General features: G+C 62.6%; 8 protein-coding genes. 5 read left to right on the top strand and 3 right to left on the bottom strand.

All coding sequences use genetic code 11. The features are described 5' to 3' along the window. Positions 1 to 153: 153 nt before the first annotated feature. Positions 154 to 783 carry a dethiobiotin synthase gene (gene bioD / locus AC4DF4_RS14735; protein ID WP_490048871.1) on the top strand — a complete coding sequence of 210 codons (630 nt, stop codon included), beginning with the start codon at positions 154 to 156 and terminating at the stop codon, positions 781 to 783. Positions 784 to 795: 12 nt separating this feature from the next. Here the strand turns inward: bioD and AC4DF4_RS14740 are convergent, their stop codons facing one another. Beyond that, complete coding sequence (locus AC4DF4_RS14740; protein ID WP_490048872.1) at positions 796 to 1,557, bottom strand: SDR family oxidoreductase; 762 nt, start codon at positions 1,555 to 1,557, stop codon at positions 796 to 798. Between the two features lie 3 nt (positions 1,558 to 1,560). Next, complete coding sequence (gene kduI, locus AC4DF4_RS14745) at positions 1,561 to 2,445, bottom strand: 5-dehydro-4-deoxy-D-glucuronate isomerase (RefSeq protein WP_490048873.1); 885 nt, start codon at positions 2,443 to 2,445, stop codon at positions 1,561 to 1,563. Between the two features lie 63 nt (positions 2,446 to 2,508). Here kduI and AC4DF4_RS14750 point away from each other — a divergent pair, with 63 nt between their 5' ends. From AC4DF4_RS14750 to AC4DF4_RS14760, 3 genes are all read left to right on the top strand, one after another. Continuing rightward, positions 2,509 to 4,575 carry a glycoside hydrolase family 88 protein gene (locus AC4DF4_RS14750; protein WP_490048874.1) on the top strand — a complete coding sequence of 689 codons (2,067 nt, stop codon included), beginning with the start codon at positions 2,509 to 2,511 and terminating at the stop codon, positions 4,573 to 4,575. A 170-nt stretch (positions 4,576 to 4,745) separates the two neighbouring features. Then, complete coding sequence (gene gltB / locus AC4DF4_RS14755; RefSeq protein WP_490048875.1) at positions 4,746 to 9,416, top strand: glutamate synthase large subunit; 4,671 nt, start codon at positions 4,746 to 4,748, stop codon at positions 9,414 to 9,416. A 120-nt stretch (positions 9,417 to 9,536) separates the two neighbouring features. Beyond that, positions 9,537 to 11,030 (top strand): glutamate synthase subunit beta, encoded by a 1,494-nt coding sequence (locus AC4DF4_RS14760; protein WP_490048876.1) that lies wholly within the window; start codon positions 9,537 to 9,539, stop codon positions 11,028 to 11,030. Positions 11,031 to 11,130: 100 nt separating this feature from the next. Here the strand turns inward: AC4DF4_RS14760 and AC4DF4_RS14765 are convergent, their stop codons facing one another. Continuing rightward, positions 11,131 to 11,370 (bottom strand): hypothetical protein, encoded by a 240-nt coding sequence (locus AC4DF4_RS14765; RefSeq protein ID WP_490048877.1) that lies wholly within the window; start codon positions 11,368 to 11,370, stop codon positions 11,131 to 11,133. A gap of 195 nt (positions 11,371 to 11,565) precedes the next feature. On the opposite strand from AC4DF4_RS14765, the gene AC4DF4_RS14770 reads away from it, so the two are divergent. Further along, positions 11,566 to 14,655 carry a c-type cytochrome gene (locus AC4DF4_RS14770; RefSeq protein ID WP_490048878.1) on the top strand — a complete coding sequence of 1,030 codons (3,090 nt, stop codon included), beginning with the start codon at positions 11,566 to 11,568 and terminating at the stop codon, positions 14,653 to 14,655. The last annotated feature ends 55 nt before the right edge of the window (positions 14,656 to 14,710 follow it).

Here is a 14,710-nt window from a genome sequence, read left to right on the forward strand (position 1 = left end):
AAGCGGCAATCGACGTTGAAGGACTTCCATGACGACATGCGCCGCTTCAACAACCGCCACGCCTTCGCCACCATCACCTCACCCCGCCGATGACCCGTGCAAAAATCCGCCTTGCGCCTTGACCCGCGCTCCCCTGCCCACCAACCCTCGGCCATGAGCTTCTTCATCACGGGCACCGACACAGGAGTCGGCAAAACCTACGTCACCCGCCTGATTCTGGAGACCCTGCGCAACGAGGGCCGCGACGCCGTCGGTTACAAGCCCGTCGCCTGCGGGGATCGCGAGGACGCCGCCATTCTATCCGCCGCGTCGGGTGGGATCGATCTTGATGAAATCAACCCGGTTCACCTCAACACCCCGGTCGCGCCGTATGTCGCGGGCATGTTGGAAAACCGCACCGTGGACCCCGCCGAGCTGATCGCCGGATTTCACCGTCTCGCCGCGAAACACGCGCAAGTCGTCGTCGAAGGCGCCGGCGGCTGGGAAGTCCCGCTCGCCGCAAATTACCGAGTGTCCGATCTCGCCGCGGATTTGAAACTGCCCGTCATCCTCGTGGCCGGCAACAAGCTCGGCGCGCTCAACCACATCTTACTCACCGTCCACGCCATCCGCGCGAGAGGGCTCGTCTGCGCCGGCATCGTCCTCAACCAGCTTGAGGACGAGATGGACACCGCCATGATCACGAACAAAGGCGTGGTCGAGGACCTCACCGGAGTGCCCCTGCTAGACCACCTGATCTACGGCCAGGATTTCCTCGACGCGGACGCGTTTCTCAAACTCTAGCCGCCCTCGGTTTCACCGGCCCATCCAGCCGCCATCGACGACGAGGATCTCGCCGTGGACATAGCGGGAGGCTTCGCTGGCGAGGAAGACGACCGGGCCTTTGAAATCCGCGGTTTCGCCCCAGCGACCGGCCGGGATGCGGGCGAGGATTTGCTGGCTGCGGACCGGATCCTCGCGCAGCGCTTCCGTATTGTCGGTGGAAATGTAGCCGGGGGCGATGGCGTTGACGTTGACGCCCTTGGACGCCCACTCGTTGGCAAGCGCCTTGGTAAGCTGGCCGATGCCGCCCTTGGACGCCGCGTAGCCGGGCACGCTGACGCCGCCTTGGAACGTTAGAAGCGAGGCGGTGAAGATGATTTTCCCGCTGCCGCGCTCGATCATCTTCGCACCGATGTCGCGGCTGAGGAGGAACTGGGCGTTGAGGTTCACGTCGATGACCTCGAACCACATGTCATCCGGATGCTCGGCGGCGGGCTTGCGTTTGATGGTGCCGGCGTTGTTGACGAGGATGTCGGGCACGCCGTGCTCGGCCATGACTTGCGCGGCGAAGGCTTTCACCGCCTCACGATCCGAGAAATCGCACTGATAGGCGGCGAAGGTCCGGCCGAGGGCGGTGACGGCCTTTTCAATCGCGCTGCCGCTCTTCTCAAGGCTGGCACTGACGCCGATGATGTTGGCACCCGCTTCGGCGAGGCCTTCCGCCATGGCGAAGCCGATGCCGCGCTTGCAGCCGGTGACGATGGCGGTCTTGCCGGTGAGGTCGAAGGATTTCATGGCTTAGCGGAGCTCGGAGATTTCGACGCGGTCCATGTCGGTGAAGGCCTGGTTCTCACCACCCATCGCCCAACAGAAACGATAGCTGGCGGTGCCGCAGCCGCAATGAATGGACCACGGCGGCGACAGCACGGCTTGGCGGTCGGCGACCCACATCGGGCGGGTTTGCTGCGGCTCGCCCATCATGTGAAGCACGCGGTGCGCGGCGGGGACGTCGAAATAGCAATAGACCTCGCTGCGGCGGTCGTGGGTGTGGCAGGGCATGGTGTTCCAGATGCTGCCGGGCTGGAATTCGGTGAAGCCGAGCACGAGCTGGCAGCTCTTGATGCCGTTTTCATGCACATACTGGAAAATCGTCCGCTCGTTGCATTCGTCCTTGGTGCCGAGCGCGACGCGGTTGGCGTCGGCGCGGGTCGCCTTGGTCGTCGGATGCGCGGCGTGGGCCGGATAGCTGACGAGATAAAACGCGGCGGGCGTCTCGGCGGAGGCGCTGGCGAAACTCACCTCGCGGCTGCCGCGGCCGATGTAGAGGCAGTCGTGCCTGGCGATTTCATAGACTGTGCCATCGACGGTCACGCTGCCGGCTTCGCCGATGTTGAGGATGCCGATCTCGCGGCGCTGGCAGAAGAAATCCGCCTTGAGGGCGTCGTCGTTGCCGAGGGAGAGAGGGGTGCTTGTCGGGGTCGCGCTGCCGACGATGGCGCGGTCGAGGTCGGTGTAAACGAGGCAGACCTGGCCGGGAAGAAAGAGGTCTTCGAGCAGAAAGGTGGCGCGCGATTCGTCCGTATCGAGGATCGCAGCTTCGCGGGGTGATGGCATCAGTCGTGTTTCCATAATGATTTGGTTGCCTTCAAATTTCCTTTGACGAGGCGGATCGCCATTCTTCATTGGACCCGTCCCGTGACAACCGGAAACTCAGTCACCACGTAAACCCAGCATTAAAAAAATTCCATGCACCGCCCTCAACGCTCCATTTTCGGCAAATCCCTGCTTTTCGCACTGGCGATCATTTCTCCGCTCGCCGCAGCCGACCCGAAGCCCGGCGAGATCCTCCAGGACATGACGCGGGTGGCGGATTGGCAGATCGCGAACCCTTCGCAGCACAAGATTTACGACTGGACGCAGGCACCGTTTTTCCTCGGGCTCTCCGCGCTCCATCAGGTTTCCGGCGAGGCGAAATATCTCGAAGCGCTCGACTCGTTCGGCAAGCAGCTTTCCTACGGCCCCGGTCCCCGCGTGACCCACGCCGACGACCACGCCGTCCTTCAGGCATGGCTGGAAATGTATCGCCTGGACAAGGACAAGGCGAAGATAGAGCCGAGCGTCGCCCACTTCGACAAGGTCACCGCCGCGCTCGCGCAGGAAACCCCGAAGTCCGTCTCCGGCGGGACTTTCACCTGGTGCTGGTGCGACGCGCTCTTCATGTCGCCGCCCGTCTGGGCGCATCTCTCGCAGATCACCGGCGATCCGAAATTCCTCGAGTGGGCGGACCGTGAATGGTGGACGACCACCGACGTGCTCTACGATCCCACGCACCATCTCTACTACCGAGACAACAACTTTTTCACCAGGCGCACGCCGAGCGGGAAAAAAGTCTTCTGGGCCCGCGGCAACGGCTGGGTCACCGGCGGCCTCGTCCACGTGCTCGATTACCTGCCGGAAGATCATCCGTCGCGCGTGAAATACCTCGGCCTATATCACGACATGATGTTCGCGCTGCTCAAGCTCCAGAACGCCGACGGCCTGTGGCGCACGAGCCTGCTCGATCCGCAGGACCCGCAGGGCGAGTCATCCGGCTCCTCCTTTTTCACCTACGCCATGGCCTGGGGCATCAACCGCGGCCTGCTTCCCGCCGAGACCTTCCGGCCCGCGGTCATGAAAGGCTATCAGGCGCTCGCCAGAAACATCCAGCCCACCGGCATGCTCGGGTTCGTCCAGAAAATCGGCGACTCGCCCGACAAGCAGGACACCACCGCCGAATCCACCGAAGTTTACGGCTCCGGCGCGTTCCTGCTCGCCGGTTCGGAAATCATCCGCCTGCTCGACCCCACGAAAAGCCGCACCGATCTCGCCTCCTTCAAGGGCGTGAAACTGCCGGAAGTCTTCATGCCGGCCAAACCGCGCGCCTTCGCCCGTTTCGTCCCCGAGCGAAAGGACGACTTTGCTTGGGAAAACGACCTCGTCGCCTTCCGCACCTACGGCCCGGCACTGCGGCCCGGCCCGGAAAACAGCGGCATCGACTGCTGGTTCAAACGCGTCCCCTACCCGGTCATCGACAAGTGGTACATCGAGGACAGCCTCAAGCTGCCCTATGGAAAAGTCGCGAAACCCTATCATGACGACCAGGGCGAAGGCTACGACGTCTATAAGGTCGGCGACTCCCGCGGCTGCGGCGGCATCTCGGTCTGGGCCGATGGCCAACTCCACAATTCCGACACTTTCATCGCCCACCGCGTGATCGAAAACACTCCCGAGCGAGTGAGCTTCGAGCTCGACTACGCCAGCGACTTCAAGGGTAAAGTCCTGCGCGAAACCAAGCGCATCACCCTCATCATGGGCCAGCGCCTGTTCCAATGCGACTCGCGCTTCACCCTCGACGGCGCACCCGCCAATATCGATGTCGCCATCGGCCTCAAGCCGCAGGTCGAAGGAACCACCCCGGTTTTCTCACCGAAGACAGGCACGATGCAACTGTGGGAAAAACTCGACGGATTCGGCCTCGGAACCGGCATCGTCATCGACCCTTCACGTGTGATGAAAATGACGACCTTCACCAATGCCTCCGGTGAAACCCAGGCCATCTGCCTCGCCCACACCGATGGCCATGGCGGCGTCCGCTGGTTTTCCGGCTTCGGCTGGGAAGGCCAGGGCCAAATCACCACCGAGAAACACTGGGCGGCATACCTGCAGATATTCGCCGCAAAATTCATCAAAAAGCCATACGCACCCGAAACCACTTTCAAGGTCCACACGCTCGGCGTGCCCGCCGTGGAAGCGATTCCACCCGCCGCGAAGTAATCCGGAACAACCCGCGTCTTGGGCTCCCGACACCCCCGGCCTTGACACGCCCCCCGGTGGAAAGCAGATTTCCGCCCGTTTCGCGTCTGATCTCCAGTGCTCCGTTCAATTTCAGGAGTTTCTGAAGCTTTGACGCACATGAATTTCGATCTATTTCCTTACTAAACTCCATGCCCTCATCGCAGAAATCTCCATTTGGCTGGCCTGAACCTCAAGGCCTCTGGCATCCGTCGCGCGAAAAAGATGCCTGCGGCGTCGGCTTCATCGCCCATCTCAAAGGCAAGCGCTCGCATGACATCATCGTGAAAACCCTCACGATGAACGAACAAATGGACCACCGCGGTGCCAGCGGATCGGATCCGGCGACCGGCGACGGCGCGGGCATTTTCACCCAGATGCCGGACAAGTTCCTGCGCCGGGAAATGGCCAAAAAAGGCGTCGAGCTCCCGCCGGAAGGCGACTACGGCTCGGGTTGTGCGTTTTTCTCGCCGGAAGCCTCGGTGCGAGAGGTCGCCATGCAGGTCTTCGAACTCGTCGTCCGCGAGGAAGGCCAGAAGTTCCTCGGCTGGCGCACCGTGCCGGTCCGGAGCGAAATTCTCGGCAAAACCTCCGGCCGCTACGAGCCGGTCATCAAGCAGATTTTCATCGGCAAAAGCGCCGACATCACCGACCCGATGGCCTTCGAGCGCAAGCTCTACGTCATCCGCAAGCGCGTCGGCGCGTGGATCCGCAACAACGAGGTGCCTAACCAGTTCCGCGACGTCCACGGCAACAAGGGCAACTCCTTCCCCGGCGCGGACTATCACTACGTCACCGGCCTCTCCGCCCGCACCATGGTTTACAAGGGCATGCTCACGCCCTGCCAGCTTTCCACCTACTTCCCGGACCTCCTCGACCCGGATTACGAGTCGGCGCTGGCGCTGATGCACACCCGTTTCTCGACCAACACCTTCCCGAGCTGGTCGCGCGCCCATCCTAACCGCTTCATCGCCCACAACGGCGAGATCAACACGGTCATGGGCAACGCCAATTTCATGAAGGCCCGCCAGGCGCTCTGCCAGTCGGACCTTTTCGGCACGGAAATCGAAAACATCTTCCCGGTCATCAACGAGGACGGCTCCGACTCCGCGCGCTTCGACAACGCCCTGGAATTCATGCACTACGGCGGCTACGACCTGGTCCACGCCATGATGATGATGATTCCCGAGCCATGGGAACGCCACACCATGATGGATGAGGAAAAGAAGGCGTTCTACGAATTCCACGCCTGCATGATGGAGCCATGGGACGGCCCGGCCTCCATCACCTTCTCCGACGGCCAGCAGATCGGTGCCGTGCTCGACCGCAACGGCCTCCGCCCGAGCCGCTATTATGTCACCGACGACGACCTCGTCATCATGGCCTCGGAAGTCGGTGTCGTTCCCGATCTCGACCCGATGACCATCGTCGAAAAAGGCCGCCTGCGCCCCGGCAAGATGTTCCTCGTGGACATGAAGGAAGGCCGCATCGTCCCCGACGAGGAAATCAAACAGCGCGTCTATTCCGCCAAGCCCTATCGTCAGTGGCTCGCCGACAACCGCATCACGCTCAAGGATCTTCCCGCCGCCAAATCCCCGAAAACCATCGAGGAAAAGCGCATCCTCGAGCGCCAGCTCGCGTTCGGCTACACCTACGAGGATCTCCGCATGCTGCTCGGACCTACCGCCGCGACCGGCGTCCAACCGATCTCCTCGATGGGCAACGACACCCCGCTCGCCGTGCTCTCCAGCAAGCCGAAGCATCTCTATCAGTATTTCAAGCAGATCTTCGCCCAGGTCACCAACCCGGCCCTCGACTGCATCCGCGAGGAGCTCGTCACCTCCACGGAAACCTTCCTCGGCTCCGAGGGCAACCTGCTCGCTCCCGGACCGAAGAGCTGCCGCATGGTCCGCCTCGACAGCCCGCTCATCGACAACGAGTCGCTCGCCCGGCTCCGTGAAATCGAGTTGGACGGCTTCAAGACCACCACCATCGACGCGCTGTTCCCCGCCAACCAGGGCGGCGAAGGGCTCGAAGCCGCTTTCGACAAAATCTGCGCCGCCGCGGACACCGCCATCGCCGAAGGCTTCAACCTGCTGGTTCTTTCCGATCGAAACATCGACAAGGGCCGCGCCGCCATCCCGACGCTGCTGCTGATGGGCGGCATCCACCACTATCTGGTCCGCAAAGGCACCCGCACGCTCGTCTCGATCATCCTCGAAACCGGCGAGGCCCGCGAGGTCCACCATTTCTCCACGCTCATCGGTTACGGCGCGGACGCGATCAACCCCTACATGGCGTTCGAGTCCATCCACAAGATGATCGAGGACGACATGCTCGACATCACGCTGGAGAAGGCTTCCTACAATTTCCTCAAAGGCTCGATCAAGGGGGTGGTGAAAACCATGGCCAAGATGGGAATCTCGACCGTCGCCTCCTACCGCGGCGCGCAGATTTTCGAAACCATCGGCCTCTCCACCGATCTGGTGAACAAGTATTTCTGCGGCACTTCCAGCCGTTGCGAAGGCTCGGACATCGAACAGGTCGCCGAGGAAGCGCTCATCCGCCACCGCGAGGCCTTCCCGGACCGCCACATCGAGGCCGAGGAGGCCGCGCTCGACACCGGCGGCGTCTATCAGTGGCGCAGCGACGGCGAATTCCACCTCTTCAATCCGGAAACCATTCACCTGCTCCAGAAGGCCACCCGCACCGGCAGCTACGAGGTCTTCAAGCAATACGCCAAGAAGGTCAACGACCAGAGCGAGAACCTCTCGACCCTCCGCGGCCTGATGAAGTTCCGCAGCAACCGCACTCCGGTGCCAATCGACGAGGTCGAAACCATCGAGCAAATCACCAAGCGTTTCAAAACCGGAGCGATGTCCTACGGCTCGATCTCGCAGGAAGCCCACGAAACCCTCGCCATCGCGATGAACCGCATCGGCGGCAAGTCGAACACGGGCGAGGGTGGCGAGGATCCGTCCCGTTTCGTCACCATGGAAAACGGCGACAGCAAGCGCTCCGCCATCAAACAGGTCGCCTCCGGCCGCTTCGGCGTCACCGGCGAATACCTGGTCAACGCCGATGAAATCCAGATCAAGATTTCCCAAGGTGCCAAGCCCGGCGAGGGCGGAGAACTGCCCGGCTCCAAGGTCTATCCATGGATTGCCAAGGTCCGCTACTCGACTCCCGGAGTCGGCCTCGTCTCCCCGCCTCCGCACCACGACATCTACTCGATCGAGGACCTGTCGGAGCTGATCCACGACTTGAAGAACGCCAACACCCGCGCCCGGATCAACGTGAAGCTGGTGGCGGAAGTCGGTGTCGGAACCATCGCCGCCGGTGTCGCCAAGGCCCACGCCGACGTCATCCTGATCTCCGGCCACGACGGCGGCACGGGCGCGTCGCCATCGTCCTCCATCTTCAACGCCGGTGCCCCATGGGAACTCGGACTCGCCGAAACCAACCAGATCCTCCTCCTCAACGACCTCCGCAGCCGCGTGGTTCTGGAGACCGACGGCCAGCTCAAGACCGGCCGCGACGTCGCGATCGCCACGCTCCTCGGTGCCGAGGAATACGGCTTCGCCACCGCGCCGCTGGTCACCGTCGGCTGCCTGATGATGCGGGTCTGCCAGAAAAACACCTGCCCGGTCGGCATCGCCACCCAGGACCCCGAGCTTCGCAAGAACTTCGAGGGCAAGCCCGAGCATGTCGTCAATTTCATGACCTTCATCGCCATGGAATTCCGCGAGATCATGGCCGAGCTCGGATTCCGCACGATCAACGAAATGGTCGGCCACGTGGAGTGCCTCGACACCAACGAAGCCACCGAGCACTGGAAAGCCAAAGGCGTGGACCTCACCAGCATCTTCCACAAGCCGGACGTCGGCGAGAATGTCGGCGCCTATCAGCAAATCACCCAGGACCACGGCCTCAAGGCCGCGCTCGACAACACCCACCTGCTCACCCTTTGCAAGCCCGCCATCGAGCGCGGTGAAAAGGTCCGCGTGGAACTGCCGATCACCAACGTCAACCGCGTCGTCGGCACCATCACCGGCAGCGAGATCTCGCGGAAATATGGCAGCAAGGGACTTCCGGAGGACACCATCGAGCTCAAGTTCAACGGCAGCGCCGGCCAGTCGTTCGCCGCGTTCACGCCTCCCGGCATGACCTTCCGCCTCGAGGGCGACGCCAACGACTACGTCGGCAAGGGCCTGTCAGGAGCCAAGATCATCATCTATCCGACGCAAGGCGCACGCTTCAAGCCCGAGGAAAACATCATCATCGGCAACGTCGCCCTCTACGGCGCGACCAGCGGTGAGGCCTACTTCAACGGCATCGGCGGCGAGCGCTTCTGCGTCCGCAACTCCGGCGCGCACGCCCTCGTCGAGGGCGTCGGCGACCACGCATGCGAATACATGACCGGCGGCCAGGTGATCGTGCTGGGCGAAACCGGCCGCAACTTCGCGGCGGGCATGTCCGGCGGAGTCGCCTACGTTTACGACATCGACGGCCTGTTCGAGAAGCGCCTCAACAAGGAGATGGTCAATCTCTATCGCCTCATCGAGTGCGCCGACAAGGACATCGCCCTCGTCAAATCGACCATCGAGAAACACGTCGGCTACACCGGCTCGCCTCGCGGCAAGTTCCTGTTGGAAAACTGGGACGCCGAGCTGCCGAAGTTCTTCAAGGTCCTGCCCCGCGACTACGAGCGGATGCTCGAAGCCTTCCGCAAGGTCGAGGAACAAGGCCTCACCGGCGACGAGGCCGCGATGGCCGCCTTCGAGGAAAACCTCAAGGACCTCGCCCGCGTCGGCGGAAATTAACCACTGTAGCGGCGGTCTGTGACCGTCGCTGACCTACCTGAGACATCAATAGCACCTCAACCGCCCGACGCTCACAGAGCACCGCTACAAGCAACACATTCACAAAGACCAATCAATCAAATGGGTAAGCCAACAGGATTCATGGAAGTGCCGCGCGTGACCGATGCGGAAGCCGCACCGCTCGAGCGCATCAAGAACTGGCGCGAGTTCAAGATTCATTCCGACGAGAAACAACAACGCGCCCAGGGCTCGCGCTGCATGGACTGCGGCACGCCCTTCTGCCACACCGGCCACATGGTTTCGGGCATGGCCAGCGGCTGCCCGGTCAACAACCTGATCCCCGAATGGAACGACCTCATCTATCGAGGCCGTTGGAAAGAAGCACTCGTACGTCTTCACAAGACGAACAACTTCCCGGAATTCACCGGCCGCGTCTGCCCCGCTCCCTGCGAAGGTTCCTGCGTGCTGAGCGTGATCGAGCCGCCCGTGACCATCAAAAACAACGAGTGTGCCATCATCGACCGCGGCTGGGAGGAAGGCTGGGTCATCCCGCGCATTCCGGAAATCCGCACCGGCAAGAAAGTCGCCATCATCGGCTCCGGTCCCGCCGGCCTCGCCTGCGCCGACCAGCTCAACCAGGCCGGCCACAGCGTCACCGTCTTCGAGCGCGAGGACCGCGTCGGCGGCCTGCTCATGTATGGCATTCCTAACATGAAACTCGACAAGGAGCTCGTCGTCCAGCGCCGCGTCAACCTGATGGCGGAAGAAGGCATTACCTTCAAAACCGGCGTCAACATCGGCAAAGACAGCGAGTGGACCGCCGAAAAACTCCGCAAGGACTTCGACTCCGTCGTCCTCTGCTGCGGTGCCACCCTCGGCCGCGACCTCCCCATCGAGAACCGCGACGCGAAAGGCGTCCATCTCGCGATGGAGTTCCTCACCGACAACACCCGCTATCAGCTCGACCACCATTTCGACGGCACCATCCCCGCGCTCAACGCCAAGGGCAAGGACGTCGTCGTCATCGGCGGTGGCGACACCGGCACCGACTGCGTGGGCACCAGCCTGCGCCACGGTTGCAAGAGCGTCATCCAGCTCGAAATCATGCCGCAGCCGCCGGAAAAGCGCGCCGCGAACAACCCGTGGCCCGAGTGGCCCAAGGTTTACAAAATGGACTACGGCCAGGAAGAAGCCGCCGCCGTTCAAGGCCAGGACCCGCGCCAATACCTGGTGCAGACCAAGCGTTTCCTCAAGGACGACGCCGGCAATCTATCCGGCCTCGAAATCTGTGACATCGAGTGGATCAACGACCAAGGCCGCTTCACTCCCAAGGAAAAGGAAGGCAGCGCCCGCATCGTCCCCGCGCAACTCGTCCTGCTCGCCATGGGCTTCATGGGCCCCGAGCAGGAAGTGGTGAAACAATTCGCCCTCGAAACCGACGCCCGCTCGAACGTCAAGGCCGAGCACGGCACCTTCACCACCAGCATCCCCGGAGTCTTCGCCGCCGGCGACATCCGCCGCGGCCAGTCGCTCGTCGTCTGGGCGATCAACGAAGGCCGCGGCGCCGCCCGCGAGTGTGATCGCTTCCTCATGGGCTCGACCAACCTGCCATAAGCCGGACGGGGGGGGCGTTTGACGAGGGGGATGATCGAAAGCCAGGCGAAGCCCTTGATGAAGAACAACGGGTTCATGGTGGGTGGTGTAGGGCAACGGTTCAGCCGAGCATGCGCCCGAGGACCACGACGACCGCCGCACCGAGCATGGCGAAGCCGATCACTTTCAAGCCGTCGCCCACAGGCTCGGTGTCAGTGACGGTGACCGTTGGCAGTGGCGGCGGCTTGGGAGGCGCTTCCGAGCAGGAGCCAAGCGCCATGAAGCCGCCGACTGCGGATAGCAGCAGGAGGGATTTCATGGGGGTGAGGGGTGAGAGTTGGTTTCTGACGGAACGGATCATGATGGTGTGTGTTGGAGTTGGTTGGGTGGCCACCAGCGCGACGCTCATGACTTGAGCTACTATGAGGCCCCCCTGAAAATGCTCGCCGGGGATGTGCGCATGCCGGCCATTTTCCGGGGAATTTGCGGTAGAATCTGTAAGGTCCGCGCGATCGCTCAAGTATTTTTCGCACTGAAAGTCCTACCCGAATCATTTATGCAAAATCTCATCTCCTCCCTGCTCATCTCCTCCCTCGCCGTGCCATTCGCAGGCGCGGTGGAGGCTCCGCCCAAAAAAATCATCGTCGGCGGCCAAACGCAGTCCACAGGCAGCGGCGATATCCTCAGTGAGCTGCCGATTCCCGCTTGGGTTTGGGGCAAAGATCAGGGCAAAACCCAATTTCTCAGAACCACATTCGATACCCCCGCAAATCTCGAATCAGCGCGTGTCATCGCCACCTGTGACAATGTGCTCACGCTGTGGGTCAACGGCAAGGAGCTTGCCAAAAGCGGGGAATGGAGCACTCCGGTTGACATCAATGTCCTCGCGGATCTCGCTAAAACCGGAAAGAACGTGATCGCCATCAAGGCCGAGAACCAGGGCGGTGTGGCCGGCCTGATCGCGAAGCTGGTCCTCACTTCAAAGGGCGGCGTGCGCGAAATCATCATGACCGGAAACGACGGCTGGAAGGTCTCCGCGACCGAAGCCGCCGGCTGGCAAACCGCCGGCTTCGACGACAGCGCATGGCAGCAACCCGAAAAAATCGCCGCCCTCGGAGCACCGCCATGGGGCATACCCGGTGCCAAGGCAGGCGGCGGATCGGCGCTCACTCCCGACAAGCTGGAAATCGCCGGAGGATTCCGCGCCGAGCTTCTCTACACGGTACCCGCCGCGGAGCAGGGTTCATGGGTCGCGCTCACCAAGGATGCCGCAGGCCGCCTCATCGCCTCCGATCAGGGAGGTAAAGGCCTGTTCCGGATTTCCGTGAAAGAGAGCGAGGATGCGATCCATGTGGATGTGGAAAAAATCCCTGTCGATATCTCCGGCGCCCAGGGCATGACCTGGGCTCACGGCAAACTCTACGCCCACGTCACCGGAGCGGGCCTTTTCACCGCCACCGACACGAACAACGACGGCATGCCGGATGCCAAGGAAGAACTCGGCGGTGCCAACGGCGGCGGCGAGCACGGCAACCACGCCGTCATCCCGGACATGGAAGGGGAGAACCTTTGGATCGTCGGCGGCAACCACACCGCGCTCCCGCAAGCGCTCGTCAAGGGCTCCAGCACCACATGGAGCGAGGATCATCTCCTGCCGCGCGATTGGGACGCGAATGGCCACGCCAAGGGCATCCTCGCTCCAGGCGGATGGATCTGCAAGGTCACCCCGGACGGGAAAAATTACTTCGTCCACAGCATGGGATACCGGAACCAATACGACATCGGGCTGAACCGCTTCGGCGATATTTTCGCCTACGATGCGGATATGGAGTGGGACATGGGCTCGCCCTGGTATCGCCCCACCCGGATCAGCCATGCCACCAGCGGATCGGACTTCGGCTGGCGCAGCGGCACCGGAAAATGGCCCACCTATTACGAGGACAGCCTCCCGCCGGTCGTCGATATCGGGCCCGGCTCACCGACCGGCACCGTCATGGGCACGGGAGCGAAGTTTCCCACCAAATACCAGGACGCCCTCTTCGCCCTCGATTGGACATTCGGCACCATCTACGCCATCCACCTCACTCCGCAAGGCGCGAGCTACACGGCGAAGACCGAGGAATTCGTCTCCGGCGCACCCCTTCCGGTCACCGATGCGATCATCGGCGATGACGGTGCGCTATACTTCACCACCGGCGGTCGGGGCACCCAGTCCGCGCTCTACCGTGTCGTTTACACCGGAAGCGAATCCACCGCCACCCCCACCGGCGACGGGCCACCGGAAGCTGCGCAGGCACGTGCCCTACGCCGTTCCCTCGAAGTCTTTCACGGCAAGAAAAATCCCGCCGCTGTCGCCGCCGCATGGCCGCACTTGGGCAGCACCGACCGCTTCATCCGCAACGCCGCCCGCGTTGCCATCGAGGCACAGCCCGCCGCGGAATGGGCGTCGAAAGTTTTCCAGGAGAAAACCACGCAGGCCAGAATCACTGCGGCCGTCGCCCTCGCGCGCAGCAATGACAAGCAATACAAATCGCCGCTCATCGCATCCCTGTTAGAGCTTTCCCCGGATAGCTTGGAGGAAAGCCAGTTGCTCGGGCTTCTCCGCGCCTACGGCCTCACCTTCATGCGTCTCGGCGCGCCGGATGCCGCGGAGAAAGCGGCGATCATCACCGAACTGAATCCGCTTTTCCCCGCGAAAACCCCGAACCTCAACACCGAGCTCGCGCAGATCCTCGTCTATCTCGATGCGCCCGACGTCGTTTCCCGCACGATGGAGCTGATCCGCAATCCATCGAAACCCGTCGTCCCCGATTGGTTCGAACTGATCGCACGCAACGGCGGCTACGGCGGCAGTATCCGCAAGCTCCTCGACAACCCGACCCCGGCGCAGGAAATCGGCTACGCGTTCATCCTCCGCAACGTCCGCTACGGCTGGACCATCAAGGAGCGCCGCGAATACGTTTCCTTCCTCAGCAACGCCGGCAAGTTCTCCGGCGGCAACAGCTACGCGGGCTTCCTCACCAACATCCGCTCGGCGTCGCTCCAGAACGCATCCGAAGCGGAGCGCGCCGCCCTCGCCGATCTCACCGGTGAAACGATCGCCGCCAAGCCGGACTTCGCCATCACCCCGCCGAAAGGCCCGGGCCAGGCATGGACCGTTGCCAGCGCCATCGCCGCCATCGGGGAAAACGGCGCAATGCAAGGCCGCGATTTCAACTCCGGCCGCAACCTCCTGCACGCCACCGCCTGCGCTTCCTGCCATCGCTTCGATGGGACCGGCGGCTCCATCGGCCCGGATCTCACCACCGTGCGGAACAAGTTCAGCGCCCGCGACCTGCTCGAAGCCATCATCGAGCCAAGCAAGGTGATCTCCGACCAATACGGCTCCTCCACCGTCACCCTCAACGACGGCAAGGCACACGCCGGTCTCGTCATCACCGAAGGCGACATCGTCACCGTCCACACCGCCGATCCGAAGGCGGAGCCCGTCGTCATCAACCACTCCGACGTGAAATCCATCGAGGTTTCCCCCATCTCCCAGATGCCGCCGGGACTCATCAACTCCCTCTCCGCCGACGAACTCCGCGACCTCATCGCCTACCTCATGTCCCGCGGAAATCCCGAGGATCCGATGTTCAGGAAGTAGCGGCAGCCAGGTGCGGGCTGACATACGCCTTGCGCCCGGCAACGCCGTTACGACT

The sequence above is a fragment of the Luteolibacter sp. genome (assembly GCF_058122085.1).